General features: G+C 67.9%; 25 protein-coding genes and 5 pseudogenes. 11 read left to right on the forward strand and 19 right to left on the reverse strand.

The annotated features are described in order from the left end of the window. The 6 genes and pseudogenes from J8M51_RS11190 to J8M51_RS11215 all read right to left on the reverse strand — a co-directional run. The gene (locus tag J8M51_RS11190; RefSeq protein ID WP_006378968.1) at positions 1-2,898 is read right to left on the reverse strand and encodes a glycosyl hydrolase; all 2,898 of its coding nucleotides are present in this window, start codon (positions 2,896-2,898) and stop codon (positions 1-3) included. Positions 2,899-3,079: 181 nt separating this feature from the next. Next, a complete protein-coding gene (locus J8M51_RS11195; protein WP_075693497.1) occupies positions 3,080-3,304 on the reverse strand; it encodes a hypothetical protein in 225 nt (74 codons plus the stop codon). After that, entirely contained in the window at positions 3,207-3,563 is a 357-nt protein-coding gene (locus tag J8M51_RS11200; RefSeq protein WP_107307715.1) for an alpha/beta fold hydrolase, read from the reverse strand. Before J8M51_RS11200 ends, J8M51_RS11195 begins: the two co-directional genes overlap by 98 nt. Before the next feature lie 135 nt (positions 3,564-3,698). Further along, complete coding sequence (locus tag J8M51_RS11205; protein ID WP_010354078.1) at positions 3,699-4,502, reverse strand: IclR family transcriptional regulator; 804 nt, start codon at positions 4,500-4,502, stop codon at positions 3,699-3,701. Between the two features lie 224 nt (positions 4,503-4,726). Then, positions 4,727-5,161, reverse strand: a complete 435-nt coding sequence (locus J8M51_RS11210) for an FAD-binding protein (RefSeq protein WP_306080762.1) — start codon at positions 5,159-5,161, stop codon at positions 4,727-4,729. A 196-nt stretch (positions 5,162-5,357) separates the two neighbouring features. After that, a pseudogene (locus J8M51_RS11215) lies at positions 5,358-5,660 on the reverse strand (FAD-binding protein); the annotation flags it as partial. 264 nt (positions 5,661-5,924) lie between these two features. Between J8M51_RS11215 and J8M51_RS11220 the strand changes: the two are divergent. Beyond that, positions 5,925-6,926, forward strand: coding sequence for a MarR family winged helix-turn-helix transcriptional regulator (locus tag J8M51_RS11220; RefSeq protein WP_006378900.1), 1,002 nt, complete (start codon positions 5,925-5,927; stop codon positions 6,924-6,926). On the opposite strand, the gene J8M51_RS11225 is transcribed toward J8M51_RS11220, so the two are convergent. Further along, positions 6,913-7,209 (reverse strand): oxidoreductase C-terminal domain-containing protein, encoded by a 297-nt coding sequence (locus tag J8M51_RS11225; protein WP_006378921.1) that lies wholly within the window; start codon positions 7,207-7,209, stop codon positions 6,913-6,915. The two genes, J8M51_RS11220 and J8M51_RS11225, sit on opposite strands and share 14 nt — an antisense overlap. Before the next feature lie 703 nt (positions 7,210-7,912). Beyond that, positions 7,913-8,038, reverse strand: a complete 126-nt coding sequence (locus J8M51_RS11230) for a hypothetical protein (RefSeq protein ID WP_010354081.1) — start codon at positions 8,036-8,038, stop codon at positions 7,913-7,915. Positions 8,039-8,140: 102 nt separating this feature from the next. Between J8M51_RS11230 and J8M51_RS11235 the strand changes: the two genes are divergently transcribed. The 3 genes from J8M51_RS11235 (at position 8,141) to J8M51_RS11245 (ending at position 9,656) form a co-directional block, all read left to right on the forward strand. Further along, on the forward strand, positions 8,141-8,434 hold the full coding sequence (locus J8M51_RS11235; protein WP_037727451.1) for a hypothetical protein: 294 nt from the start codon (positions 8,141-8,143) through the stop codon (positions 8,432-8,434). Positions 8,435-8,599: 165 nt separating this feature from the next. Beyond that, entirely contained in the window at positions 8,600-9,220 is a 621-nt protein-coding gene (locus J8M51_RS11240) for an enoyl-CoA hydratase/isomerase family protein (RefSeq protein WP_010354083.1), read from the forward strand. 25 nt (positions 9,221-9,245) lie between these two features. After that, positions 9,246-9,656, forward strand: a complete 411-nt coding sequence (locus J8M51_RS11245; protein WP_223786221.1) for a hydrolase — start codon at positions 9,246-9,248, stop codon at positions 9,654-9,656. 49 nt (positions 9,657-9,705) lie between these two features. Here the strand turns inward: J8M51_RS11245 and J8M51_RS11250 are convergent. The 4 genes and pseudogenes from J8M51_RS11250 to J8M51_RS11265 all read right to left on the reverse strand — a co-directional run. Further along, positions 9,706-10,377, reverse strand: a pseudogene (locus J8M51_RS11250) (helix-turn-helix domain-containing protein); the annotation flags it as partial. 32 nt (positions 10,378-10,409) lie between these two features. Then, the gene (locus J8M51_RS11255; RefSeq protein WP_012998059.1) at positions 10,410-11,327 is read right to left on the reverse strand and encodes an IS3 family transposase; all 918 of its coding nucleotides are present in this window, start codon (positions 11,325-11,327) and stop codon (positions 10,410-10,412) included. Beyond that, positions 11,324-11,632, reverse strand: coding sequence for a transposase (locus tag J8M51_RS11260; protein ID WP_041668893.1), 309 nt, complete (start codon positions 11,630-11,632; stop codon positions 11,324-11,326). The genes J8M51_RS11255 and J8M51_RS11260 overlap by 4 nt, the downstream gene beginning before the upstream one ends. Before the next feature lie 68 nt (positions 11,633-11,700). Further along, positions 11,701-11,955: pseudogene (locus J8M51_RS11265) on the reverse strand (helix-turn-helix domain-containing protein); the annotation flags it as partial. Between the two features lie 455 nt (positions 11,956-12,410). Here J8M51_RS11265 and J8M51_RS11270 point away from each other — a divergent pair. Beyond that, a complete protein-coding gene (locus J8M51_RS11270; protein WP_006378715.1) occupies positions 12,411-13,601 on the forward strand; it encodes an IS110 family RNA-guided transposase in 1,191 nt (396 codons plus the stop codon). A 48-nt stretch (positions 13,602-13,649) separates the two neighbouring features. Here J8M51_RS11270 and J8M51_RS11275 read toward each other — a convergent pair whose 3' ends face one another. Then, complete coding sequence (locus tag J8M51_RS11275; protein WP_010361140.1) at positions 13,650-14,087, reverse strand: VOC family protein; 438 nt, start codon at positions 14,085-14,087, stop codon at positions 13,650-13,652. Between the two features lie 384 nt (positions 14,088-14,471). Beyond that, positions 14,472-14,786: a hypothetical protein gene (locus tag J8M51_RS11280; protein WP_223786220.1), complete on the reverse strand. Its 315-nt coding sequence runs from the start codon at positions 14,784-14,786 to the stop codon at positions 14,472-14,474. Positions 14,787-15,396: 610 nt separating this feature from the next. On the opposite strand from J8M51_RS11280, the pseudogene J8M51_RS11285 reads away from it, so the two are divergent. After that, positions 15,397-16,634: pseudogene (locus J8M51_RS11285) on the forward strand (IS256 family transposase). A gap of 224 nt (positions 16,635-16,858) precedes the next feature. On the opposite strand, the gene J8M51_RS11290 reads toward J8M51_RS11285, so the two are convergent. Further along, a complete protein-coding gene (locus J8M51_RS11290) occupies positions 16,859-17,629 on the reverse strand; it encodes a recombinase family protein (protein WP_006379225.1) in 771 nt (256 codons plus the stop codon). Positions 17,630-17,763: 134 nt separating this feature from the next. Continuing rightward, a pseudogene (locus J8M51_RS46460) lies at positions 17,764-18,102 on the reverse strand (zinc finger domain-containing protein); the annotation flags it as partial. 70 nt (positions 18,103-18,172) lie between these two features. Between J8M51_RS46460 and J8M51_RS11295 the strand changes: the two are divergent. The 5 genes from J8M51_RS11295 (at position 18,173) to J8M51_RS11315 (ending at position 22,124) form a co-directional block, all read left to right on the forward strand. Continuing rightward, positions 18,173-18,988, forward strand: coding sequence for an oxidoreductase (locus J8M51_RS11295; RefSeq protein WP_010358267.1), 816 nt, complete (start codon positions 18,173-18,175; stop codon positions 18,986-18,988). Positions 18,989-19,064: 76 nt separating this feature from the next. Next, positions 19,065-19,976: an alpha/beta hydrolase fold domain-containing protein gene (locus J8M51_RS11300; protein WP_006378832.1), complete on the forward strand. Its 912-nt coding sequence runs from the start codon at positions 19,065-19,067 to the stop codon at positions 19,974-19,976. Positions 19,977-20,050: 74 nt separating this feature from the next. Continuing rightward, a complete protein-coding gene (locus J8M51_RS11305) occupies positions 20,051-21,064 on the forward strand; it encodes an NADP-dependent oxidoreductase (RefSeq protein ID WP_006378619.1) in 1,014 nt (337 codons plus the stop codon). 137 nt (positions 21,065-21,201) lie between these two features. Beyond that, a complete protein-coding gene (locus J8M51_RS11310) occupies positions 21,202-21,792 on the forward strand; it encodes a TetR/AcrR family transcriptional regulator (protein ID WP_006378871.1) in 591 nt (196 codons plus the stop codon). 182 nt (positions 21,793-21,974) lie between these two features. Continuing rightward, positions 21,975-22,124, forward strand: a complete 150-nt coding sequence (locus J8M51_RS11315; RefSeq protein ID WP_162138053.1) for a hypothetical protein — start codon at positions 21,975-21,977, stop codon at positions 22,122-22,124. Positions 22,125-22,132: 8 nt separating this feature from the next. Here J8M51_RS11315 and J8M51_RS11320 read toward each other — a convergent pair whose 3' ends face one another. The 3 genes from J8M51_RS11320 to J8M51_RS11330 form a co-directional block, all read right to left on the reverse strand. Then, positions 22,133-22,828 carry a Tn3 family transposase gene (locus J8M51_RS11320; RefSeq protein WP_006378841.1) on the reverse strand — a complete coding sequence of 232 codons (696 nt, stop codon included), beginning with the start codon at positions 22,826-22,828 and terminating at the stop codon, positions 22,133-22,135. Between the two features lie 373 nt (positions 22,829-23,201). Then, a complete protein-coding gene (locus J8M51_RS11325; protein ID WP_006378563.1) occupies positions 23,202-25,712 on the reverse strand; it encodes an ABC transporter permease in 2,511 nt (836 codons plus the stop codon). Between the two features lie 80 nt (positions 25,713-25,792). Next, entirely contained in the window at positions 25,793-26,572 is a 780-nt protein-coding gene (locus J8M51_RS11330; protein WP_013005175.1) for an ABC transporter ATP-binding protein, read from the reverse strand. Between the last annotated feature and the right edge of the window lie 89 nt (positions 26,573-26,661).

Consider the following 26,661-nt stretch of genomic DNA (forward strand, 5'->3'; position numbering starts at 1 on the left):
TCATTCCGGGATCGGTACCTGGCGGTACGGCGCGATACGGACCGGCCCCATGAGGCCGTATTGCTGCCGGGGCTTCTCGGCCTGACCCGGGAAGCCTTCCGTGACCCGAAGGCGATTGCGCAGCGGTGTCGCCACCCGGACCGTGATGCTGTTGTCTCCTTGCTTCACGTAGCCACTGAGATCGATCCGCCGGCCGACCTGGTCGGACGGTGGCAGCGTCGTGCCGTTGACCGTCACCTCGAAGGTGTCGGTGACCTGTCCGAGGTCGAGGTAGGCCCCGTCCAACCGCACGAGCCGTACCGTGGTGCGATAGGTGCCGACCCCGGAGACGTCCTCAAGGCCGGGGATGGCGGACCAGGGTGCAAGGCGGTTCAGGTGATGCTCGTGCTCGCTGACTTCGAGCTTGCCGTCCGGGCCTCGGTGCCAGTCCTCGACGGAGAGCTCCCACACGTTCAGCTCCTGGGCTGCCCCGGTGGGAGGAACGGTCACCCTCCGTTCGGAGCCGTCGTCAAGCTTCACGGTGTACGAACCAGCCGTTGAGCCCCGCAGGAGCAGACCGCCACCGGGCGCCGTCACGACCTCTCCGCCCGTGGTGGCGACCACATGACGGGCACTGCCCGGTACGAGAACGATGATGGTGGATTCGCCGGGTGCGAGCCGCACCGGGACTGTGATCCGCCCGCGTTCTGTTCGGTACTGGGCGACTGAGGTGACCGTGCCCGTCCAGGCATCCAGTTCGTAGGGGGTGCCTCGGCCCTCCAGGGCGACCTCCTCGGACACGGCTCTTTCCGAGGAGTTGTGCAGGTGATACAGCGCGCCTCGCGACAGTGTGCGACGCAGGGCGAGCACGGCGGGAGCGACGCGCGTGTCCGCTGCGGGACGGATGCCGAGCACCTCGAAGACGGCGGGCAACCCGCTCGGTTCGGCGACGTGGCGTACCGAGGCCTGCTTGAGCAACAGGTCCATCAACTCGGCCAGTGCCGCATCCTGCTGTGCCGCCCGGTGGGCGCCAGGCGTGCGGGTCGGCGGCGCACCGACGATCACTACGGGCAGGCCGCTGCGGGCGTGCGACAGCAGCAGTCGGGCGGTGGCTATGGGCAACGTGGGCTGGCGGTCGAGGATCAGCGCACGATAGGCGGGTCCTTCCGGGGCAAGGCGCCGGTCACGTACGCGGGTTCCGTCGAGTTGTGCCGGGCCGGCGAAGTCGTAAGTGAAGCCGTCCAGCCCGGCCGGGATGCGCATGCCGGTCCCGTAGGCGTGGCGGTAGACGACCAAGTCCACCGAAGGCCTGCCCTGGCGCAGGGCGAACTGCGTGCGCGCAGTCCAGTCGACGATCTTGCCGGTGTCGTTCCACGTGGGCTGGCGCGGCCCCCATGCCTCGGAGAAACCGTTGCCGCCCTGGAGGGTGAACGGTGAGAAGCCGGGCCAGGTGGTTCCCAGGCCCGCCTCGGTGGCGAAGCCGTGATAGACGACCTGGTTGACACCGTGGGCGAAGGCGGCGTTGAAGTGCTTGAGCATCTGCGGCCAGGTCTGCGCGTACGCCTCGCCGTAGATCGCGCAGCCTTCGAGCGAGAAGACGCGCTGCCCGGACAGGTGCACCGCACCGGACGAGAGCCATCGGTATGGCTCGTCGGTGTAGTCGGGCGCCGCGCCGAGCGACTCGGTCTCGTTGATGTCGAGGGCCGCGCCGATCGTGGGAACGTCGGTGGTGGTGCCGTAGGGCTGGGCCCGCAGTCTCAGGCCCATGGCGTGCGCCCAGGACTTCAGTGGCTCGACGTGCTCACTGATGTACAGGTCCGTGAGCGTGTGATAGTAGTCGTCGCGGACGCGGGCGCCACTGTCGTCGGTGAACGCGAAGTCCGGGGTGTCGTCGGGTGTCACGCTCGTGTACTGCCGGTGGATCCGGTCGATGAACAGCACCGGCAGGTTGTCGATCAAGGAGTAGCCGCGCAGCTTCTTGAAGCGCGCCGGAAGTTCCCGGGACCAGTGCTGGGCGGAGTCCAACTCCAGGGAATCTTCGAAGAGATCCCCTCCGTTGTCCTGCAGCAGACTGCGCAGGCGGGGCGTCAGGACGCGCTCGTCCCAGTAGCTGGTTACTGCCCGGGTACCGGCGGCACTGAAGTGGTCGACGACATACGCCGCCTCTGTCGTGGCGGCCTGGCCGACGACGGCGGCCTGGCCGGTGCCGCGCTGCCAGAACGCGAACAGCAGCCACTGCCCATCCGCTGGGGCGGTCCAGGCGAGGGTGCCGTCGCTCACCCGTCCTGTGAGGTCGATCCGGGAAGCCCGCTCGAGCAGTACGGGCTTCGCGTCGGTTGGGCCCGCGCAGCGAAACGCCTGGACCGCTATCAGGGTTTGCTCGGTGACGCCCGCGTGCGGCTGCGGGGCCGCCGGCACGGGCCCGTCGTATGCTTCGCCGCCCGCAAGGACCGCACGCCCGTAGGCGATCTCCTGGGCTGCTTCCGGGCTGTCCGGCGACAGCCCGGGGGCCACCAGCGGCCAGGCCGGGCCCACGGTGAGATCGATGCGCACCCCGTGCCTGTGACCGGCGGCGACCGCCTGCTCCAGGCGCTCGGTGAGCACAGCGCTGCCCCAGCCGTACTGCTGAGCGTCGGCGGTGACGATGCACTGGATCTCGACTGCGCCGAAACCTCGGCCTGCGATCGCCTCGATCTCCGCGTCGATGGTTTCCGCCGCGATCTCTCCGCACGGCCACCAGTAGCGGATCTTCGGCCGGGCATTCGCAGGCGGGTGAGCGAACCGCCGGACGAAGGCGCTGTCCAGCCCGGTCGACGAAGAGGCGGCAGCGCTCTTGGCCCCGGCCCACAAGGTCCCCGTGGGTGCCAGCGTCACCGCGGCCGCGGTCGCACAGAACTGTCTGCGGGAGAAACGGGACACAGCGGCTCCAGATGAAGTGATCCCCGGCAGTCGGGAGTTGGTGTGCCGGGCACCCTTTCATCGCCTGGGCCGTTCGGTGTCGGTCGATCCCGGTGACCGGGAGCGCCTCACGTGGTCCCTCAACCCTCAAGAAGAGGCAGCAGTCCCGCCGTCAGCAAAGTTGCGCCATCCGGCGGGGCGTTCAATCACCCTCGCCGCCGTCGAGCACCTGGTGCAACCAGGCGCGTTCGGCCTGGCTGATGCTGCGGACCATGAGCAGCATGCCGCGGCGGTAGGGATCGGCGGTCTCCTCCGCGGACAGCGGACGATCACCCTCGTAGAAGAAGCTCGCGGAAGTCTCCAGGAACTCCAGCCGGCGCCGCAGCACGGCGTGCTCGCCGGAAGAGCTCCGGTTTGCCGATCGCAAGCTGAAGTGCGACGACTCCGCCCATAGAGTTGCCGACAACGTCGGCCTGCTGCAGTCCGAGCCCGTCGAGCAGCGCTCGCACGGCCCGCGGCGCGGCCAGCATGGGGTGCCTGTCGGTCGGATCGCTGATACCGAAGCCAGGGAACTCCAGGACGAGACAGCGGAATTGCCGCGCAAGCGTCGGCAGGTTGTGCCGGAAGTTGCGCCAGCCGGTGACAACCGGGCCCCGACCCGTGCAGCAGGAGCGGGTCAGAGCGATCCAGAGAAGCGCTTCCTCCCGGGCGTGAACGCCCGGGGTTCCGCGCTAGATCAAGCTGAACTCCCCGGTCGCCGGCAGGGGGACCGGCGACCGGGGTCTGTACAGGGACCAGGAATCTACGCGCAGAGGCGCCGCTCAGGCCGTGCCTACGCGTGCCGTGCGCAGTGCGCTTTCGCCGAACAGGTCCAGAGTGATCCGCTGCGCCATGTCGTACACCAGCGGCGCGATGCGCTCCAGTGGCGACGCGTGCCCGGCGACCAGGGAAATAGCGCCGACCGGACCCTCAGGTCCCCGGATCGCCACGCCGACGCACGCGATCCCCTCGACGCACTCCCCCCGTTCGACGGCGAGCCCTCGGTCACGCCGGATACGGCCGAGTTCACGGTGAAGTGCGGGAAGGCCGTCGACGCTCGCGCCCGTCGCGGCCGGCACCCCGTCGGCGTACAACTCGTCGATCTCTTCCGGCGGCAGCCAGGCGAGCATCGCCTTGCCGAGCGCCGTGCAGTGCGCGGGTGCCCGGCCTCCGACACGGGAGGCGACAGCGGCAGCCCGGCGGCCGCCGACCTTGTCCAGGTACTCGACATACGTCTCGTCGAGGGTGCCCAGATGTACGACGAGGTCAGTCATGACGGCGAGCTCGTGCAGCCACGGCGCGGCGGCCGCGCGCAGATCCGAGTGCCCGCTCTCCCGCGCCCCCCAGGTCCGCACTCGCCGCCCGAGGTGGTAGCCAGAGCGGGTGTGCTCGACCCACTGCAGCCGCACGAGCTGGTCGAGGATGCGGTGCGCGGTCGACCTCGGAAGTCCGGTGCGGCGGGAGACCTCCTCCAACAGCAGCCGGGTCTTCGGTCCCTCGAAGCAGTCCATGATCAACGTCATTCGCTCGACCATCGAGGGCGGTCGCACCGCGACCTCCGGTCGTGACGACAGCGCCAGCGTCATTGTCAGCACCCTTCGGCCACTGGAATTGATTTCAATTCTAGTGACGCCACGGTTACTGCCAAGAGATGTGCATGCCTTTTATCAAGTAATTTTGAGCCCGCTTTCCTCCGCTACAGAATGGAGGAATCGGGCGAAATGGCCCCAACTTGAAGGACAGCTCGGACAGATGACTGTATGCAGCCAAGTAAGGTGTGCGCCCCTCGGGGAGTACCTTGGCAGGGCACTCAGCCCGCGGCGCTCTTCGCCGCGTGCTCCATCGCCAGGTAGCTGAACACCATGGCGGGACCAATCGTGGCTCCTGCCCCGGCGTACTCGTTGCCCATCACCGCGGCCGATGCGTTGCCCGTGGCGTACAGACCAGGGATCACGCTGCCGTCCGGCCGCAGCACGCGGCCCTGAGCGTCCGTCAGTACGCCGCCCTTGGTGCCCAGATCCCCCGCCTCCGATCCGGATCGCGTAGAAGGGTCCGCCGTCAATCGTGTCGAGATTGGGGTTCGGCAGTGAGTGGTCGCCGTAATAGTTGTCGTACGGACTGTCGCCGCGCCCGCAGTCCTCGTCCCTGCCCTTGGCCGCGAAGCCGTTGAAGCGAGCGACCGTGGCCTCCAGGGCGTCCGGCGGGACCGCGATCTTCTCGGCGAGTTCGCGCAGCGTGTCCGCATTCGCCACCAGGCCGCTGCGTAGAACGAGCAGCCACGGCGCGGCGGCCGCGCGCGAGACGACCCGCCAGGCCGCCACGCCCAGCATCCGCCGGGCCTTCCACTCGCGCCGGATCATCATGAGGTTACGCGCTTCGTAGCCCGTGAACCACAGACCGAGCGGCATGGGGACGTCCAGCGCTAGCAACTTCCGCTCCTCGTCCCCCAGTTTGCGGACGTCGATCGGACGCGGCTGGATGGTCCTGCCCGCCGCCCTGCCGCCGGGCAGCTCAGGGTGATAGTCGGAGTAACCGGGACACCAGGAGAACTCCATGTGCCGACTGACGCGATGCAGCATCTCGAGCACCTCGAGCCCGCAGTCGACGTAGGCGTCGATCCGATCGGCCGCGACGCGGTCGCCGACGACAGCCCGCAGATAGTGCCGCACGTCCTCGACATCGTCCGTCTGCCCCTCCTTGCGCGGGGTGGGATTGTTGGGGATCCAGATCCCTCCGCCGGACATCGCGGTCGAGCCGCCGATCCCGGCCGCCTTCTCGACCACGAGCGACGTGAGCCCGAAGGTGTTGGGCCGTGATGGCCCCGACCATTCCGCCGGCCCCGCTGCCGCCGATCAGTACGTCGACCTCGTGGTTCCAAATGGTCCCGTCAGTGCTGGGCACCGCTGCCGACTCTCTGCCACCCGCATGGATGTGCAATGCTTGATAGATGTCCCGTATCTCGGCATACGGGCTGCCGTTCATGGAGTGGTGGGGGAAGGGGAGTCCGCGTGGACCGGGTGCCCGAGGAGCTCGCGCTGGAGAGGGCGACGCTCAGACTCATCAACACGGTCGCCTTCATGTCCGGTACGCGGGCGCACAGCCGCGGGTTGCGAGCGGTGACCGGAACCGAACTGTCGCCCTCCGACCTGCGCTTCATCGAGCTCCTCGGCAGCCGTGGCGCGGTGCCGACCAGCACGGTGGCACGCGAGCTCGGCATCGATCTCGGCCAGACGAGCCGACAGGCGGCCCAGCTCGAGGCTGCCGGACACCTCGTACGCAGCACGGATCCTGCGGATCGCCGCCGGACCCTGTTGGAACTGTCGGAGCCGGCCGCGGCGACGCTCGACCGGTGGCTGCTCGCATGGAGCCGCGACTACCTGGTGGCGGAACCCCGGTGGTCCGCTGACGGCATCGCGGCGCTCGCCGAATGGTTCACGCTCGTGTATGACCGGCTGGTGACGGCGCTGCCCGACAGCCCCCGGTCCGCGGCCGCTGACCGCTGGACGGAGCTTGCGGGTGACGACTACGACGCCGGAACCCGCGCCTTCTTCCGCCCAGTCATCGGAATCGTCACCTGGGTCGGCCAGTCCAGCGGGTTCAACGATCTGCTGGAACTCATCGACGCGCCCGTACGGCAGACCGGGCTGTTCGCCCTCCAAGTGATCCAACGCAGCGGCCCTCTCCCCGTCGCAGAGGTCGCGGCCCGGCTCGCGATCGACCCTTCGCAGGCGAGCAAGCGCCTGCGCCAGCTCACCCAACTGCGGCTGGTGGACCGCGCGGTGGACGGGTTCGACCGCCGCAGCACACTGGTCCGCATCTCGCGCAAGGGGGCGGCGCTGCTCACGCGCGTGCTCGAAGTCCAGCTGACGGTATTCCAGAAGCTGATCGACGACCTCAGCTCCGAGGACCGACAGCGCTGGACGCCCTTGGTCGAGTCGTATGTCACCACGCTGCTCGACGCTCGGGGCTCGACCGGCCCGTCCGGAGGAGATCTGTTCAGCCGGAACTGACCGCATTCGCGGTCACCGCCTTGATGAGCGTCTTCAGCGATACGTCCGGATCCATGAGATCGGAAGCCGCGATCTCCGTTCCGGAGGCCAGCGCCTTCTTCAAGGCCATGAAGTCGGCGGTCGCGTTGACGGCCTCGACAGCCGCCAGTCGCCCGTCCCGGTAGTAGCCGACGAGGCATCTGTCGCGATCGCCGAATTGGCGTGTGACAGCAGTGTCGTCGCTCGCACGCAGTCCGACGATCCGGATGCGCAGGCTGCCCTGATCCGACCAGAACCACGGCACGCACGTGTACGGACGACGCTCGCCGAGGATCGTGGCGGCCGCGGCATCGGGCCGGGCCCTGCGCGGCGAGTTCCACCACGCGCACGCCCGCCAGCGGTCCGCTTCCGGTCGCCATCAGAACCCCTCGGGAGCGGTGCCGACGACGCCCTGCTCCACCAGGCCGGCGTACGCCTCCTCGGTCAGCCCCAGTTCACCGATCAGCACCTCGCGATTGTGTTCGCCCAGGGTCGACGGGCGCCGAGTGAGCCAGGCGGGCCGGCCTCGGTGGCGGAACGGGAGAGTCGGCAACGGAACCGTGCCGGCATAAGGCAGTTCGGCCGTTTCGTACGCGCCTCGTCCTGCGAGGTGAGGGTGCTCGTGCACCCACCGACTGTCGATGGACACGGCGGCGGGGACACCGGCCGCGAGGAGCAGACCGACGACTCATCGGCCTCACGCTCCGCGACCCAGGCGCCGATTCGGGCCTCCACCTCGTCCGCAGCCTGCCGGCCGTCACGGTCGGCTAGGGTTGGATCGGTGCGCCAGTACGTCGCCCGGCTTCCATGCCCGTCTCGACGGCCGCACCTGGCGGGTCGACGGCGCGATGTCGCACGATACGCGCGTGGCGCCGGGCGAGCGCCTGGCGCACCGAAGGGTCGTCCAGGACATACGAGCCATCAGGCGCCTTGGTCTCGGCGGCCCACGCCCGCACACTCGCGAGGATCTACTCGAAGGGCGCCGTGGCCACCACGGCGACGCGTTCGGTGTTGAGCTGACCGGTGATCATGGCCCAGCCGTTGTTCTCCCCACCGATGCAGTTCTCCACCGGCACCCGGACGTTGCGGAGCACTTTCTCCTTAGGGGAACAGGTCTTACTGTGTGGGACACATAACCGCTTCGCTGTTCGCAGGACACCTGCCAACAGCGCAGATGCGGGAGAACTAACGGCTTCATGACAAGCAAATTCCTGATGAGCGGCCGCCTGGAACTCACCGCAGCGGGCGCCCCGGTGACGCCGCTTCATGTCGTTCCGCTCGACGGCATGGACTGGGACGACCCCTTGCTCCCGCCTCGCGTAGCTCCTGCTCCGCTGCTCGTGGGCGTTGCCACCGCGCCGCTCCCACCCGAAGCGGTGCCGGTCGTCGAGCAGCTCACGGTCACCCTCGGCGGCGGACTCGCCCCGTACTGCGCGGGGACTGCTTCGGATGTCGACGCCGTCCGTGCCACGGTCGCCGGCGCTCCGTAGGCTGCGCTGACGCTGGACGAAACGCTCCGAGCGACGCCCAAGGCGACGGTCGCCGAAGGACTGCTCATCGAGTCCCTCTCATACTCGATACTGCTCGGCGCCAGGGAGTTCGCGGCTTGGCGATCGCGCTCCAAGCCGCGCCCCACGGCGGCCTGTGCGGATCCGGTGCTCCTCGACCGGGACGACGGCACGCTACGGATCACTCTCAACAAGCCCAAACGGCATAACGCGTTCGGCCACGCCGTGCGCGACGGGCTGCTCGAAGGGCTGGAGTTAGCGCTCCTCGATCGAAGCGTGGAACACGTTGTGGTGAGTGGCGCAGGCCCGTCGTTCTGCAGCGGTGGCGACCTGGACGAATTCGGCACGGCGCCGGACATGGCGACCGCTCACCTCCTCAGGCTGCACCGCTCCGCCGCGCGTCATGTCGCCGCTCTCGGCGACCGAATCCGCTTCGAGGTGCACGGTGCCCGCGTCGGCGCGGGCGTCGAAGTACCGTCCTTCGCACCCCGCGTGACGGCGGCAGACGACGCGTACTTTCGGTTGCCCGAGCTGGAGATGGGCCTGATCCCGGGAGCCGGGGGCACGGTTGGCGTCACACGCAGGATCGGGCGGTGGCGGACGGCGTATCTCGCGTTGACCGGGCACGCCATCGATGCGACGCCGGCGCTGGACTGGGGACTGGGGGACGCACGTGCCGAGAGAGGGGATCCGCACCGGCGGAGCATGGAGGAACTCCCGTGCCGACACGGTCTTCCGCGACGTCGAGGTCGACGGCCGAAGGGTTGACGTCCACGTACGCGGTGCGACCGTCGTGGCGGTCGGTTATATCACCCCCGTCGCAGGGGCAGAGGTGGTCGAGGGTCATGGCGACGCTCTGCTGCCCGGGCTGCACGACCACCATCTGCATCTCCTCGCGATGGCGGCCGCCGCGTCCTCCGTCGACTGCGGTGTCCACGCGGGCGACCCTGACGGGCTGGCCGCCGCGCTGCGCTCGGCCCCCGGCACCTGGGTGCGCGCCGTCGGCTACCACGAGCGCACAGCGGGCCACCTCGACCGGCAGGGTGCTCGACGCATGGGTGCCCGACCGGCCGTGCGTGTCCAGCACCGCAGCGGGGCCCTGTGGATTCTCAACTCCCCTGCGCTGGCTCTCGTCCACCACATCCTGGACCACTCACCCGAAGTGGAACGCGATGCCGTCGGCCGCCCCACGGGCCGACTGTGACGCTACGACGGCCCTGTTCTCGTATAGCTACGGCGAGGGGGCAAGTAGCTCAGTGTGATTTCAGGGCCTCTGCACGGAAGATTTCAAGTCCAGTGAGACGGTCGTACACCGGAGGGCCGGCGGCTTCTTGCATCCGCTTGGCTGCACTCCGCGCGTGCTTGATCCGGTCCTTCGCTTCAGCCTTGCGACCACCGCGCGCGGCAGAGACAGCAGCGCGCAGTTGCAATGTCCCCCAGGCCCGAACAGCCAGCGGGTCACCGCGGTCGTACTCTCGCTGCACGCTGCGAATCGCCTTGTCGGACAGGGCAACAGAGTCGTCCCAGTCTGCCGTTGCCCACATGTCCCACACGCGCATCCAGTCGGCGACGGCAGGCATCACCGGGTCGCCCGACAGCCGCGCAGACCAAGCAGCTCGTTCGCATGCCATGGCCACCAGCTCCGGGTGTCCAAGCGCGTGCGCGGCAGTGTGGGCGAACTTGCAGCACACCGCGTAGATGGCATACGCCTCTTCCTGCTCATGGCCCGTGGCGACTTCGGCCAGGGCGCGCGCCTCACGGAACAGGTCGGGGAGCACCTGCACGATCGCCACGTTCGCGGCAGCGTCGCGGAGGCGATGCAGGCGGGTGGTTTCCTGCCACAGCTGACCGGCTGTACGGGGCGTTCCGTCGAAGACGGGAGCGAGGTCGTAGCGGCGCAGCTCGCGCATGATCGCGGCGGCAGACTGAGGTTCCCCCGTCATGCGGGAGCCGCTGATCAGCTGGTCAGCAGGGGTTGACGGGTGTTCAGATTCGTTGGTTCGGCCGTCGCCTGCTCGGCGTAGTACTTCTCCTCGAACTCGATCGGGCTGAGGAAGCCGAGCCGTTCCTGGATGCGGCGGGAGTTATAGAAGCCGTCGATGTACTCGAAGAGCGCGAGATTCGCCTCGGCCCTCGTGGTGAAGGTGCGGCCACGGAGGCCCTCGGTTTTGATGAGCATCCAGAGGTTCTCCGCGAGGGCGTTGTCGTACGAGTCCCCGACGGAGCCCATGGACGCCTCAACTCCCGCCCGCATCAGCCGGGTTGTGAGCTTGATGGACGTGTACTGACAGCCGTGGTCGGCGTGGTGGATGAGCTTGCCCGGCTCGACCTCGCGGGACGCGAGCGCGTACTCCAGCGTGGTCAGGACCAGGTCGGCGTCCGCGCGGGCGGAGGTCTCCCACGCGACCACCCGCCGGGAGAATGCGTCCCGGATCGCGGAGAGCCACAACGGTCCCTCGCCGGTGGAGACCATCGTGAGGTCGGTGACCCACAACCGGTTCGGCGCCGGTGCGGTGAAGTCCCGGTTGACCAGGTCCGGGGCGAGGCTGGCCTTGGGATCGCGGCGCGTGAAGCCCTTCCGCCGCGGGCTGATCCCCGCGATGTCGGCCTCGCGCATCAGGCGCTCGACCCGCTTGCGGCCCACGCGTGTGCCCTCGCGTCTGAGGACGGCGTGCACGCGCGGCGATCCGTAATTGCCGCCGGACTCCGCGTGGATCTCCTTGATCCGCTCGGCCAGTTCGACGTCGCGGCGTCGCCGTTCGCACGGTTCCTTCTCCGCGCGGCGCCAGCGGTAGTAGGTGGAGGAGGGGATGTGCAGTTCCCGCAGGACGCACTCGACTCCCAGGCGGGGATGCTCGTCAACGAGCGCCGTCACCTGGGCCGGGTCGGGTCGAGTTGCGCCGCGAAAAAAGCCGAGGCCGTCCGCAGGACGTCGTTGGCCCGCTTGAGCTGGGCGTTCTCCTTGCGCAGGGCCGCGAGCTCGGCGCGTTCGTCGGTGGTGAGACGGTCGTCGCGTTCGCCGGCGTCCGCCTCGGCCTGGCGGATCCAGCCGCGCAGGGCCTCGGGGTGCACGCCGAGGTCGACGGCCAGCTTCTTGATCTGCGGCTTCGGCTCGGTGGTGCGGTACATCCGTACCGCACGCTCACGCAACTCGAGCGAGTATTTCCGGGGTGCAGCCATGGTCACAGGTCCTCTCATGAGTCCCATCTGACCCGCTGTCAACTTCCTCCGCATCTCGGGGGAACCTCAGACACCTGCCACTGGTTCTCGGCCGGTGCGGTGTTGTTGTACGGACGCCCGATCAGGTCGTTCGGGTGTACATGCAGTTCCGAGGCGAGCAGGTTGAGCAGGCCGACGCGGTCGAGTTCGATGTGGCCGCGTTCCATCTTGGACACCCAACCCTGTGTTTTGCCCAGGGCGGCAGCGAGGTCGGCTTGCGTCATGCCAAGGCGGAGCCGTGCGCGACGTGCGCGACGGCCGATCTCTTCGGCTTCTTCCAGCATCAGCGCGCCCCCCTGGGGGTGAGGCGCCAGCGTTCGAGAGGGCGGCGAGGCATCGTGCTCCATCCATCAGGGCTTGTCCCCTTGACGGTACCGAGGTCGCTGGGCCGAGTGTGGAGTGCCCAGGGCAGGAGGTGACTACTTGTGGTGCCTGGGTCAGTCCAGCCCCGACGAACCGGCGGCTGGCTGCCATGGCTCCAGCCCAGCCTGCCGGGCTGCACTCAACAGTTCCCTACGTTGTCTGCGGGACAGGGCGAGCCCTTCGTATGGTTCTTCCACCCAGGGGCGTCGGGCGTGGCTTTCAAAGTTCTGCCGCTTGGGGCAACCAGCGATTGGCCACCCGACGCCCCACGACGACTCGGCTGCCAATTAGGAATTGCGAATGATCGCTCCGTAGGGAATCGACAGCGAGGTCGTCCGTCGGGAGGCACCGAGCACACCCACCGCACGGAGGCACCATGGCCGCGATCTGGGCCGGCATCGACGCAGGCAAAACCCACCACCACTGCGTCGCGATCAACGAGAGCGGCCACCGGCTGCTGTCCCGGCGCGTCGCCAATGACGAGCCCGAACTCCTAGAACTCCTCACCGACGTCCTAGCCCTTGGCGACGAGGTGACCTGGGGCATCGACCTGGCCGACGGCGGAGCCGCCCTGGCCATCACAGTCCTCTTCAACCACGACCAGCAGGTCCACTACATCTCCGGCCGCGCCATCCACCGCGCCTCCGAGAGCTACCGCGGCGAAGGCAAGACCGACGCCAAGGACGCCGCCGTCATCGCCGACCAGGTCCGCATCCGCCGCGACCTGAACCCCTTACGCACCGGCGACGAGACCGTCACCGACCTCAAGATCCTCACAGGTCGCCGTATAGACCTGGTCGCCGACCGCACCCGCATCGTCAACCGGCTCCGGGCCCAGCTGCCCGGCATCTTCCCCGGCCTGGAACGGGTCCTGGACCTCACCAACAAGGGCCCGCTGACCCTGCTGACCGGCTACCAGACCCCCGCGGCCATCCGCAGACTTGGCGCCAAGCGCCTGGAGACCTGGCTGCGGAACCGCAAGGTCCTCCGAGCCGACCAGCTCGCCGAGGCCGCGGTCGAAGCCGCCGAACGCCAGCACACCAGCCTGCCCGGCGAGAAGCTGACCGCCCAGATGGTGCACACCCTGGCGAAGGAGGTGATGGCCCTCAACGAGCAGGTCGCCGAGCTCGGAAAGCTCATCGAGGCCCGATTTCGCGATCACCGACACTTCGAGGTGATCACCAGCATGCCCGGCCTCGGCATCATCCTCGGTGCCGAGTTCCTGGCCGCCACCGGCGGTGACATGGCCGTCTTCGGAACCCCCGACCGCCTCGCCGCCTTCGGCGGCGTCGCCCCGGTCCCGCGCGACTCCGGCAAGATCAGCGGCAACCTGCGGCGCCCGCAACGCTACAACCGCCGGCTCCAGCGCGTGCTCTACACCTCCGCGCTGATCAGCATTCGGCGGTCCGAGGCATCCCGGCGGTTCTACGACCGCAAACGCGCCGAGGGCAAGCGCCATACCCAGGCCGTCCTTGCCCTCGCACGCCGCCGCGTCAACGTCCTCTGGGCCCTCCTCCGCGACGGACGGCGCTACGAGCCCGCTCCGCCGACAAGGGCTGCCGCATAGGAAGGGACGCGACACGCTGCGCGCGGCCAATTGGCCTGACCGACCCCGTCAGACCAGGCAAAACTCGTTACCTTCCGGGTCTGCCATCACCACGTGATCCGGCCTGCCCTGCAACTCGTCCTCGCGGACCACGGTCGCGCCCGCAGTGGTCAACCGCTGCACCGCCTCGACCACGCGCGGCCAGCGCACCTCCCACGGGGTTTCACGGCCGCCACCAACTTGCACGTCGATATGCAGCCGGTTCTTCGCCACCTTCGGCTCCGGCACCTTCAGGAAGGACAAGGTGGGGCCCACGCCATCCGGATCTGACAGGTACGCCCCGTCATCCCACTCGTCCTCCGGAACCTCATGATGCGAGAACCACTCCTCCCAGCTCCCGAACCCTGCGGGCGCGGGCTTCTCCGCGTAGCCCAACGCCAGCGCCCAGAACGCGGCCAGTTTCCCCGGGTACGCACAGTCGATCGTCAAGCTCCACTTGGTCGCCATGAGCCCTCCCCAGTCGGATGAACGGACTGTACCCCGCACCTCCGACACCTCCTGCCCGCTACCTCAGGCGTGCGCCACGGCTTGACGAACGGCATTAGGAATCGCCGACCGCAGCCCCCGTTTTTTGGGGCCCCGGCCACGTGCTGAGATCCAGGGCTTGCCGTCGGCCCTCACTCGTGTCGTGGTTCTGAGCGCGCCAATCCGGCATGACTCGGTTCGGTGGCAAAAAGACTAAGTTCAATTTCGAAACAATGAAATCCGGAGCTCACCCGAGACACCAGCCGGACTATAGATTTGCCCACCAAGAGCCACGGAAAGCGAAACGACCTGCCAACGGAGTCGGCAGGTCGTCACGAAGGATCGAGCTTCTTTAAGGCCAGTCAGCTACTTTCTCGTTATCCATATAGCAACCGACGACACCTGGTCATTCCACGGCAAATTGGGTATGCCTTGATCGAAATTGAAGCGCTGGGCATTGTTGGAGCTGCTCGCCCTGAACCGTGTTTCGTACTCTCCGAGCGGCACCTGCCCGCCATTGTCTCGATAAAATTGCTGATGAATCGTGACTGTTTCATTCGGGTGATTGGCGCGCGACATCACACTCCCGAGAATGCGAAAGGAGGACATGGTGTCGCTCTGGTCGCGGTACAGTTCATGGAGGTCAATTGTCGATACCGTCGGCCCGTCATCGAAATTCACTGACCATCTGCTACTCGAGCCACTACCTCCCGCACACTGGTAATTCGTGTCGCAATACCCCACAGCAGTGAAGGTGGAATTGGCGAACGCAGCGGAAGGATTTGCGACCACAACGCCCGACGCGGCGAGAATAGTCGCAAGGCTCGTAAGAACGCGACGCTTTGGCGAACTTGATTGAGTCTTTGGCGTCACTCCAGAGGTTCGCATGAGATCTCCAAGAGTGCGAATTTTCAGATTCACTACACGTCCTCTCTGCAGGCGAGGTGTTTTAAAAGGCGCTTTCAGGAAGAAGCATACCGGCCCAAGCACTGGTTGGCCCCCGTTACGTCCGGGGCTTCCGTTCGCGCTCATCTTCGCGCTGTCTCGGCGTGGGCACCTCGACCGAAAGGCCAGAAACCTGCAGACCTTGACCCGCAGTCTGGCCGAATGGCTGAGGCGATTGGCGATCTGAAGTGCTAGCAGTTCGCTCCCGCCGTGGTTGCGTCCATGGAGATGGTGTACGGGTTCGACCTGATCCGGGGGTTTGCTCCGGCGTCGGGATGAGGCCCGCATAGATGAACGGCCACCGGCTGATCTTCGAGGTGTCGAAGCCTCGAAGGAGATCAGCACGATGACCGCATCCGACAGTCTGCCCCTGCACGCCCTCGCCGAAGACAACCTCGCCGCGGCGAGTCCCGATCTGCTGCGCGCGATGGTCAAGACGTTCGCTGACGCGCTCATGTCCGCGGAGGCGGATGCCCTCTGCAATGCTGAATACGGGCAGGTCAGCGAAGAGAGAGTCAACCACCGGAACGGATATCGCCCGCGCGAGTGGGACACGAGGGCCGGCACCGTCGAACTCGCCATCCCCAAGCTCAGGAGCGGGAGTTACTTCCCGCACTGGCTGCTGGAGCGACGTCGCCGGGCCGAGCAGGCCCTCATCTCGGTGGTCGCCACCGCCTACCTGCTGGGCGTGTCCACCCGCCGTGTCGAGAAGCTCGCCGAGTCCCTCGGCGTCACCCAGCTGTCGAAGTCCCAGGTCAGCGCGATGGCGAAGCACCTGGACGAGCAGGTCGCCGCTTCCGCAACCGGCCCCTGGATCAGGGCCCTTACGCGTTCGTCTGGGTGGACGCGCTGACCCAGAAGGTCCGCGAGGGCGGCCGGATCATCAACGTCCACGCCTTGATCGCGGTCGGCGTCAACGCCGACGGGCACCGCGAGATCCTCGGCATCGATGTCGCCACCGCCGAGGACGGCGCCGGCTGGCTGGCCTTCCTGCGCTCGCTGATCGCCCGCGGCCTGTCCGGCGTCCAGCTGGTCATCTCCGACGCGCACGCCGGCCTGATCGACGCCATCGGCGCGGTCCTGCCCGGCGCGAGCTGGCAGCGATGCCGCACTCATTACGCCCGCAACCTGCTCAGCCAGGTCCCGAAATCGGCCCAGCCCTGGGTGGCCACGCTGCTGCGGACCGTCTTCGAACAACCCGACACCGACGCCGTGAAGGCCCAGATGCAGCACGTCCTGGACGCGCTGGAGGCCAAGTTTCCCAAGGCCGCAGCCCACTTGGACACCGCCCAGCACGACCTGCTGGCCTTCACCGCCTTCCCACGCGAGATCTGGCGGCAGATCTGGTCGAACAACCCGCAGGAACGGCTGAACAAGGAGATCCGCCGCCGCACCGACGTGGTCGGCATCTTCCCCGACCGCACCGCCGTCATCCGGCTCGTCGGCGCCGTGCTGGCCGAACAGAACGACGAGTGGACCGAGGCCCGCCGCTACATGGGACTCGACCTGCTGGCCAAAGCCTGCCTCCACCCGATCGAGTCAGAAACCCACGAGACCGACCTGCCCACCGAACTCACCGCATAGCCTCAAAAGGAGATCACCGAGTGGCCGTCAATACACCACTCCAGCGGACGTGACCCCCGCCGTGGTCGCCAGTCAGGGGCATTGCGTGAACGAGATCTGTCTGGGCGCGGCGATGTAGGTCTGGCGTCCGGCTGTCCTGGCGGAAGACGCTGATGGCGAGGTTGCGCAGGGAGGCCATGGCGCGGGGCAGCTTGCCGATTTCTCACACACACCGAGGGACCCTGCTATCCAGGCAGGGCCCCTCGAAGCAGCTCAGTCACCCAATTCGATACCCAAACTGTCCGCGAGTTCGCGGAGGTCTTCAACCGAGATCTGGGGGGCTTTCGCCGCTTGCCGAGATGCCCAACGCTCCAAAATTTCGTCCATGGCGGCTCTGACCTGCACTTTCTCCAAGTGTCTTGACTCAAGTATCTGACGGAAGGCTTGTGTCCCTTGCGCTTGCCGGTGGGGATGAACAGGTCGGGCTGGATCTGCCCGACGGACTCGCCGCCGGCCCGGCGCCGGAGCACGGTGTGCAGCATGTCGTCGGTCATCGCCGGGGGCCGGCCGCCGTGCTTGCCCTTGCGGGCCGCGGTGTCCAGGCCCTCCAACGTGGACTCGCGGATGTTCTCTCGCTCGGTCTCCGCCATCGCCGCGAAGTACGCGAACAGCAGCTTGCCCGGGCCAGTGGGGTCGTAGATGCCGGGCAGGGGTCCGGCGAGCATCTCCAGGACCAGGCCGTGGGCGGTGAGGTGGTCGGTGAGCGCGGTGAGTTCGGCGGCGTCGCGGCCGAGGCGCTTCATCTCGTACACGGTGAAGATGACCCGGCAGTGCGGGGCGTGCGCCTTGACCTCCCGCGCGGTTCGCAGCGCCTTCTCGAACCGGGGCCGGACCCGCACCCGGGTGCTGATCTTCTCGCTGAAGATCTTGCCCCTCGGGATGCCGTGCTTGCTGAGCGCGTCGAGCTGGGAGTTGAGCGTCGAGCATCGCGCGTTAGCCGATGTGGATGTCCGCACTCGGCAGGTCCGGGTCGATCGGCGCCGGTGGCGGGGTGCCGGGCCGCCACGGCCGACCCCGGCCCACGGTCGGCCGGGGTCGGCACCCGCAGCGCCTTCTTCAGCCGGGGCACCTTCGTGAAGCGGCGGGTGTGGTAGGCGGAGGCGACCGCGCCGCCGCGCGAGCGGCACGGGGAACCGGGCTGGGCGACGCACTTCGGACAGGCGTGCTGTTCGGCGTCGTCGGCGTCCGACCGGTCGGTTGAGGAAGGAAGCCGAGGGTCCGTCACGGGCCCGGATCTTCGCACAATGCAAGTCTCAGAAGGAGGCCCGTCCTGCTTCTTAGTGAGAACGGGTTCTGCGAACGAACCCGGGATCGGCGGGGGTCCGGCGGCCCGCGATTGATCTTGCTCGCGCAAAGGACTGTTCATGAGAGAGCTCTGGATGAGACGGGCAGGCCGGAGATGCCGGCGCCTTCGGAGCGGCCTTGCCATCCACTCCGCCCCGCAATAACATTACGACAGTAAGCCATACGATCGAAATTCAATGTGTAAGGAGTCCGTCATGGCGACACAACGGCCGGTAGCACTCGTGACGGGGGCGTCATCGGGGATCGGTAACGCAACCGCTCGGGCCTTCGTCACAGCCGGGTTCGAGGTGATCGGAACCGGACGGAACACCTCGGGGCTCACCCCGCCCGCCGGTGTGGCCTTCCTCGACCTCGACGTGACCAGCGACGAATCCGTCACCGCCGCGGTCCGGGAAGTGATCGAACGGTTCGGACGGATCGACGTCCTGGTCAACAACGCCGGTCTGGGCTCGGCCGGCGCCGCCGAGGAGAGCTCCGTCGCCCAGGCCCAGCGCCTCTTCAACCTCAACTTCTTCGGTCATGTCCGCATGGCGAAGGCCGTTCTGCCGCACATGCGCACCCAGGGCCGTGGACGTATCGTCAACGTCTCGTCCGTCCTCGGCGTCATCCCGCAGCCCTACATGGCCCTCTACGCCGCCGCGAAGCACGCCGTCGAGGGCTACTCCGAGTCCCTGGATCACGAGGTCCGCGAGCACGGCGTCCGCGTCCTGCTCGTCGAGCCCGGCTACACCCGGACCGCCTTCGATGCCAATGCCGCGCAGCCCGACACCCCGCTGCCGCTGTACGCGGAGCGGCGGCGTGTCTTCGACGAAGTGGTCGCCGCGGCGATGAAGACCGGCGACGACCCCGCCGTCGTCGCCAAGGAGATCGTCACGGCAGCCACCGCCTCGAAGCCGAAGCTGCGCTACACCGCCGGACCGCTCGCCTCACGCATCACCACCGCGCGACGCCTCGTCCCCGCCGGGATGTTCGACAAGCAGATCCGCAGGTTCAACCGGATGCCCGGCTGAAACGTCGCACCCGGCCCATCGACCCGCAGCGCGCGCGAGAGGCGCGTTCAGCTCTGACCTGACAAGGAGCATCACCATGGGAATGAGCACGGAAGCGCAGCAGTTCGCGCAGTTCCTCGACAGCGTGCGTGCGAAGGCGTCGACGCCGGGACTCGATCTGGCCGTCGTCCGCGACATCGTCGACACACATGCTTCGGCATCGACCGAGCCGGAAGGCGTCACCTACGCCGACGTGGACGCGGACGGCGTCCCCGCCCTGTGGGTCATCCCCGAGGGCGCCGACCCCGACAAGGCGCTGCTTCACTTCCATTTCGGCGGATCGGTCGCCGCCTCGATCGCATCGGACCGCAAGGCCGCCGGCCACATCGCCAAGGCGGCCGGAATCCGCTCACTCGTCGTGGGCTTCCGCCTGGCGCCCGAGCATCCCCACCCGGCGCAGATCGACGACGCCGAGACCGCCTACCGGTGGCTGCTCGCTCAGGGCTACGCGCCGCGGAACATCGGCAGCACCGGCCACTCCATCGGAGGCACCCTCGCGATCGCGCTGCCGCTGCGCCTGCTCGCCAAGGGCGAGGCAGTCCCCGGCGCGGTCGTCAGCATCTCGCCCTGGACCGACCTCACCATCAGTAACCCGAAGGTGGACGAGAACGAGGAACTCGACAGGATGCTCAGCCGGGGCATCCTCGAGCTGTTCCGAGCGGCTTGGCTGCAGGACCCCGGCGTGGACTTCACCGACCCCGCCATCAGCATCGTGAACGCCGACCTGACCGGCCTGCCGCCCACGGCCCTCCACTACGGCGAGCACGAAACGCTTGCCGGCGATGGCGCCGATTTCGGCCGCCGACTGACCGACTTCAAGATCGTCTCTGAGGTCCGCCCGCTGCCGGAGGGCCAGCACTCGTTCATCCTGGGCGCGGGACGCGTGCCCGAGGTGGACCGGGCGATCGAGCAGATGGGCCAGTGGCTTCGACGGCACCTCGGCCGCTGAGGTGGAAGCTGCCCGGACATGCGCATCGTCCGCCGAGAAGACAACCGAGAAGATCACGCGAAGGGACGGCTGACATGAAGGCGTTCGTCGTCGAGAAGTACGGCAAGGGCGGCCTGCGCGCCGCTGATGTTCCCGAGCCCACCGTCGGGGCCGGCGACGTCCTGGTCCAGGTGAGCGCTGCCAGCATCAACCCGCTGGACAAGATGGTCCGCAACGGGGAGTTCAAACGACTCCTGAAGTACGAGCTTCCGTTCGTGCTCGGCCATGACGTCGCCGGGATCGTGACGCAGGTCGGGCCGACCGTGCGCGGCTTGACGGTCGGCGACGAGGTCTACGCACGTCCCCGCGACCTGCGGGTCGGAGGCTTTGCCGAGTTCATTGCGGTCGACCAGGACGACGTCGCGCCCAAGCCGGCGTCACTCACGCTCCGCGAGGCGGCCGCGGTGCCGCTGGTGGCCCTGGCCGCCTGGCAGATCCTCGTGGAGCGCGCCCACGTGGTGCCGGGCCAGAAAGTGCTCGTCCACGCCGGTGCCGGTGGCCTCGGATCGACGGCCATCCAGCTCGCCAAGCACTTCGGTGCCACGGTGGCCACGACCACGAACTCCCGCGCCGAGGAGATGGTCAGGAGCCTCGGCGCCGACACCGTCGTCGACTACACGAAGGAGGACTTCTCGCAGGTGCTGTCCGGCTACGACCTGGTGCTGGACTCCCTTGGCGGGGCGAACCTCGAGAAGTCGCTGACTGTGCTGAAGCCGGGCGGCCTGGCCATCGGTGTCGCCGGCCCGCCGGACTCCGGGTTCGCCAGGCAACTCGGCGCGCCCTCGTTCATGGGCGTGGCCATGAACGCGCTCAGCCGCAAGGTGCGCAAGCAGGCCAAGGCCCTGGGTGTGCGCTATGAGTTCTTCTTCATGCAGGCCAGCGGCGCCCAGCTCCGTGAACTCGGCGCCCTGTACGACAGCGGACGGCTCCGCCCGGTCATCGACCGGACGTTCCCCTTCGACCGGACGCTCGAGGCGATGGCGTACGTCGAGCAGGGGCGTACCACGGCCGGAAAGGTCGTGATCTCGATGACGCCCGGCGACGACTGAACCAGGCCGGCCGCGCAGAAGGCGTGGCGGTGCTCCAAGACGCCGCCCGCACACCATTAGAGTGCGTTCGTAATCCAATATGATGGCGAGGCCGGCGGAAAGCGGGCGACCCTTCCGGCGCACGAAGGAGCGAGCGCGTGACTCGTTACGGGAAAGAGCACAAGCAGGCGACCAGGCAGCGGATCATCGAGACCGCCGGCCGCCGGTTCAAGCAGGACGGTATCGATGGCTCGGGCATCTCGACGCTGATGGCGGACGCCGGACTGACCAACGGTGCCTTCTACGCCCACTTCGCGTCCAAGGACGACCTCGTGGCCGCCTCGGTCGCGGACCAGCTGCGCACGCAGTACGCCAACGTCATCGACCAGGCGGCCCCCGGCATCGCAGGACTCGAGCAGATCGTGCGGTGGTATCTGTCGCCCCAGCACCGCGACAGCCCCGACGACGGCTGCCCCTCCGCCGCACTCCTCGATGAGATCGGGCGCTGCCCGCAGGAGACCAAGCAGGCGTACACCGACGGGGTGCTCGCCGTCATCGACGGCATCGCCGCCCGCCTGGCGCCCGCCGATCCGCGCTCGGCGCACACGAAGACCCTCAGCGTCTACGCCATGATGGTCGGGACACTGCAGCTCTCCCGCGCCCTGTCTGACCCGCGACTCTCCGACGAACTCCTCGAAGAGGGCATCCGCAACGCCCTCACGCTGCTCAGCGCACAGGAGTCCCGCTGACACGCCGCAGCAGCCTCGCCGAGCCGGCCCGGCGAAGCCGACATCCGAGGCAGCGGGCGCGCGCCCGAGACCGAACGGGCGGGAGAGACTTCGCCGGCTCATCGACACCGCCTGATCGATGAGCGGCCGTCCCCGCTCCGAGCGGTTCCCGGCGTCGGCCCGGCTCTCCCCACCGCCCGGCCGTGACCACGGGATTCTGGGTCGAAGCCGCAGCCGACGGCTTCGACCCGGAATCGCTGGCGCTACCGCTGCGCGGCGCTCTCCCCGGCGGGCGCCGACTGCGGTTCGTCCGCTCGCTGGCCCGGGACGACTACAGCCGACTGGAGATCTAGCCGGTTGCTCATGTCCAGCTCGAACCGGCCGTAGGGGTTGACGTGAGTCCAGAACAGCGGGGACAACGCGCGCCGATCGGCATCGCCGAGGCGCTCGACCCCCTTCGGCTCGGCCAGGACCTCTGCAGCAGCAGGGTGTTGACGTGGACAAGGGCAGCCTGCAGCAGGTGCAGGGCGAGCATCGAGATCTCCTGGCTCTCGCGGTCGGCGCCGGTCAGGTCCCCGTCCTTGCCGTAGAACAGGTCGTGGTTGGCGGAGTTCCAGTTCTCCACCACTTGCAGGCCCTCGTGGATCTCCCGCCGTAGTTCGGGGCTGGCCAGGTAGTCGCAGACGAACGCTGTCCGCACAGCGCGGCCGAGCTCCTCGATCGCCCGGTAGGTCGGGTGCTTCGGGCCGCCGCAGGTGAAGCGTCGTAGCACCTGCTCGGCCTCGGCCGTGCCCAGGCGGAGCGCGGTGGTGTATTTGACGATCTGGTCGTACTGCTGGCGGATCAGCTCCCAGTCGATCGTCTTGCTGGACAGCACCGGGGCCAGGTGCGGCCACGTCTCGTCCTCGCCGGCAACCGGCCGGTACAGCCGGGCCGAGCCCACGTTCTTCAACCGGGGCAGCAGGTTGAAGCCGAGCATGTGCGCGAAGGCGAATCCGACGAATGGACGGGCCGGGCGCTTGACGATGCGGTCCTGAGTGGTGTGGTCGACCGCCACGAGCCCGTGCTTGGGGCGGTAGCCGTCCCAGCACTTGAAAGTGGACGTAGCCGGTGACGGGCAGTCCGTCGTCGATCAGCCGGTGCACGACGCGCAGACCTGCTCGGATGTAGTCGATACGCTTACGTGCATCGCGGGATCCCGTCAGCGGGTGCGGGTGCGTCTTCCGCCAGTGAGACGACTTCCGCCTGGCGGTGCAGGGGCGGCAGGGCGAGCGACTGCGTCAGGCGGGGGCTGCGCAGGATGTGTGCAGGAGGAGTCAGTGGACCCACCGAAGACTGACCTGTTGGGCCTGGGGGCCCCGTGCTCGCCACACAACCGTACGGCCGTAGGCACATCGATGTGCCTACGGCCGTACGGCGATTCCCTCCGTCTAGTCGGTCTTGATGGCCATGAGCATGTTCAGTCGGGACGCGTTGCGGGCCGGCCACATGGCGGCCAGGAGTCCGACGAGCGCTGCCAGCAGCAGGAAGAGCGCGAACCGGCCCCACGGCAGCACCAGCGCGTACCCGGGGATGTCCGCCTTTACGATCTCGCAGACGGCCCAGCCCAGGAAGGAACCGACTCCGATGCCGATGACCGCGCCGAAGAGGGAGATGACCACGGCCTCCAGCTGGATCATCCGCGTCACGCCTCGCCGGTCGAGTCCGACGGCTCGCAGCATGCCGACCTCGCGCTGTCGTTCGAAGACTGACATCGCGAGGGTGTTCACCACTCCCAGCACCGCGATGGCCAGGGAGATCGCGAGCAGTGCGTACAAGACGTTGAGCGCAGCATCGTATGTGCCGCTGAACTCGTTGCGGATGGCCTGCTGGTCGTCGATCTTGATCCCCGGGCGCCCGGGGAGGGCGTCAGCGAGCGCCTTCCTGTCCGTGCTGCCGTCCGTCTTGACGTAGATCTTGGAGAGGGACGCCGCGAGGGTCGATTCGATCACGTCCGCGGAGACGACGACAGGGAAGACGACCTCGTTGGACTCGAAGATAGCCCCGACGGTCACCCTGCGCTTCTTGCCGGAGTCCCCGTACACCGCTGGCAGGGTGTCCCCCACCTTCCAACCGTGGGATCGCGCTTCGTCCTCGGCAACGGCGATCTGCCCCTTGGCGAGCGTGCCCTGTGAGCCGGAGACCACCGGAAGGTCGAGTGCCTTGTCGAACTCCGCCGGGGCGATGGCTGTTACATCCTCCTGGATGCCGTCGATCTGCATCCACGACTGCTGCTCTGGCGACACGGCCCTGACGCCGGGGAGCTTGCGCACGGCGGCGACCGCCGAGGTGTCCAGGTCCACAGCAGTGGTCGTGATCATATAGTCGGCCTTGACGATGTCCGTGGTCATCCTGTCCATGGACTGACCGACAGTGACGCCGAGCACGGTCAGAGCACTGACCAGTGTGAGGCCGATGGCCAGTGCGGAGGCGGTGGCGCCGGTACGGCGCGGGTTGCGTACGGCGTTCTGGCCCGCGAGCGTGCCGGAGACACCGAAGCCCCGCCGCAGCAGCGGCCGTACGAGCGCGATCACCGGCCGGGACAGCAACGGGATCAGCACGAGGACACCGATCACCGCGAGGAAGGCACCGAACCCGACGATCATCGCGCCGCGCGAGCCGCCGGTCCCGGCGCCCGCGACGACGACCGCCGCGCCGAGCAGCGTGAGGATGCCGCCGAACACGTTCCGCAGGATCAGGGACCTGATGGTGGAGGGCAGGTGTGCGCTGCTGATCGCCGCGACCGGCGGGATCTTCGCTGCGCGACGGGCCGGCAGCCAGGCGGCCACCATGGTGACCAGCACACCGACGAATGCTGAGACCAGGACAGTCGTCGACGTGACGATCAGCGGCCCGTCCGGGAGCTTCCCTCCGCCGAAATCGACCACTGACTGTGCTATGGCGGCCATGACGGCACCGAGCCCGAGCCCAGCGACCGCACCGGCCGCGCCGACCACCATCGCCTCGATCAGCACGGAACGGGTGACCTGCCTGCGGGAGGCGCCGACCGCACGCAGCAGAGCGAGTTCCCGGGTGCGCTGGGCAGCCAGCATGGTGAAGGTATTGGCGATCAAGAAGACGCTGACGAAGAGCGCGACACCGGCGAAGGCAAGCAGTATCCCACTGAGCAGCGAGGCGTCTCCCTCCGCCAATTTTGCCTCGGCGTCGGCGAGTTGTTGACCGGTCTCGGCCTTCGCGGAGTCCGGAAGTACCTTGCCGATGGCGGCGGCGAGCTTGGTGCTCGAAACGCCGGGGGCGGCGGTGACGGTGACGTTCTCGAAGAAGCCCGGCTGGAGGTAGAGCCGCTGTGCGGACGGTGTGTCGAACAGCACCAGGCTGCCGCCTCCTGCCACCAGCTGGTCCTCGGTGGTGAAGATGCCGGAGAGCTTGTACTTCTTGGCCGGACCCGTCAGAGCGACAGGCACGGTGTCGCCGACATGGTAGCCACCCTTGTCGGCGCTGTCCTTGTCGAGCGCGATCTGCATGGCCTCTGTGGGACCGCCACCCTCGGTGAACGCGTAGAGCGGGTCCTTGCCGTTCTTGCCCGGCGCGTAGTTGGCGCCCGAGTTGAACGCGCCGCCGATGAGTCCGCCGTCTCTGTCGGAGACGTAGGCGAGTCCGTCGACCCGCCCGGCGGCTTCGGCGACCCCGTCCACACGGGCGACCTCTTCGAGCGTCTTCCGACTGATGCCGGGGGAATCGGAGTAGTGGTTGGGGTCCGGGTCGACCTGGACGTCCACGTGGGCGAAACTCTTGGCTTTCTGGCTGCTGGAGGAGTTCGTGTAGGTGTCGGTGAAGATCAGAGTGCCGGAGACGAACGCGACGCCGAGCATGACGGCGAGCACGGTCATCAGCAGTCTGGCCTTGTGCGCGAGGACGTTGCGCAGCGCTGTGCGGAACATGGTGGTGTGATCCCGGTGAAGTGAGGGGAGCTGAGGACGGAGGGGGTGCGTACCGGTTGGTCGGCTCTGCTGCGGGCCGCTCAGCTCGTACGGAACGGGGTCTCGAACGACTTCATGAGGTCGAGGACCCCGTCCGCGGTGGGCTCGTACATCTCGTCGACGATCCGGCCGTCGGCGAGGAAAACGACCCGGTCCGCGTAGGAAGCGGCGACCGGATCATGGGTGACCATGACGACGGTCTGGCCCAGCTCCCGTACCGAGTCACGCAGGAAGCCGAGGACCTCGCCGCCCGAGCGTGAGTCCAGGTTGCCGGTCGGCTCATCCCCAAAGATGATGTCCGGCTTGGAGGCGAGCGCACGGGCGACGGCGACGCGCTGCTGCTGGCCGCCGGAGAGCTGGGCGGGGCGGTGGCTGAGCCGGCCCGACAGACCGACCATCCGAATGACGCTGTCCAGCCACTCCTTGTCCGGTGTCCGGCCCGCGATGTCCATCGGGAGCGTGATGTTCTCCAACGCGGTCAGGGTGGGCAGCAGGTTGAACGCCTGGAAGATGAAGCCGACCTTGTCCCGGCGGAGTTTGGTGAGTTGCCTGTCCGTCAGTGACCCGAGCTCGACATCACCGACGCGGACCGAGCCGGAGGAGAAGCTGTCCAGCCCCGCGACACAGTGCATCAGCGTGGACTTCCCGGACCCCGAAGGCCCCATGATCGCGGTGAACTGGGACTGCCCGAAGCCGACACTGACCTGATCGAGGGCCACCACATTGGTGTCGCCCTGTCCGTAGACCTTGGAGAGCTCAGTGGCGCGGGCGGCGATGGCAGGGGCGGCGGCGCGGGGGCCGGTGGACGGGCTAGTGATCATGGGTAGCACTCCGATCGGGATAGAGACAGCGAGGGGCACGTGCCACGGGCCGTGCAAACGGCCACAAGAGGCCCATGGACGCGAGAGTC

It is taken from the genome of Streptomyces griseiscabiei (genome assembly GCF_020010925.1).
Classification (GTDB): Bacteria; Actinomycetota; Actinomycetes; order Streptomycetales; family Streptomycetaceae; genus Streptomyces; species Streptomyces griseiscabiei.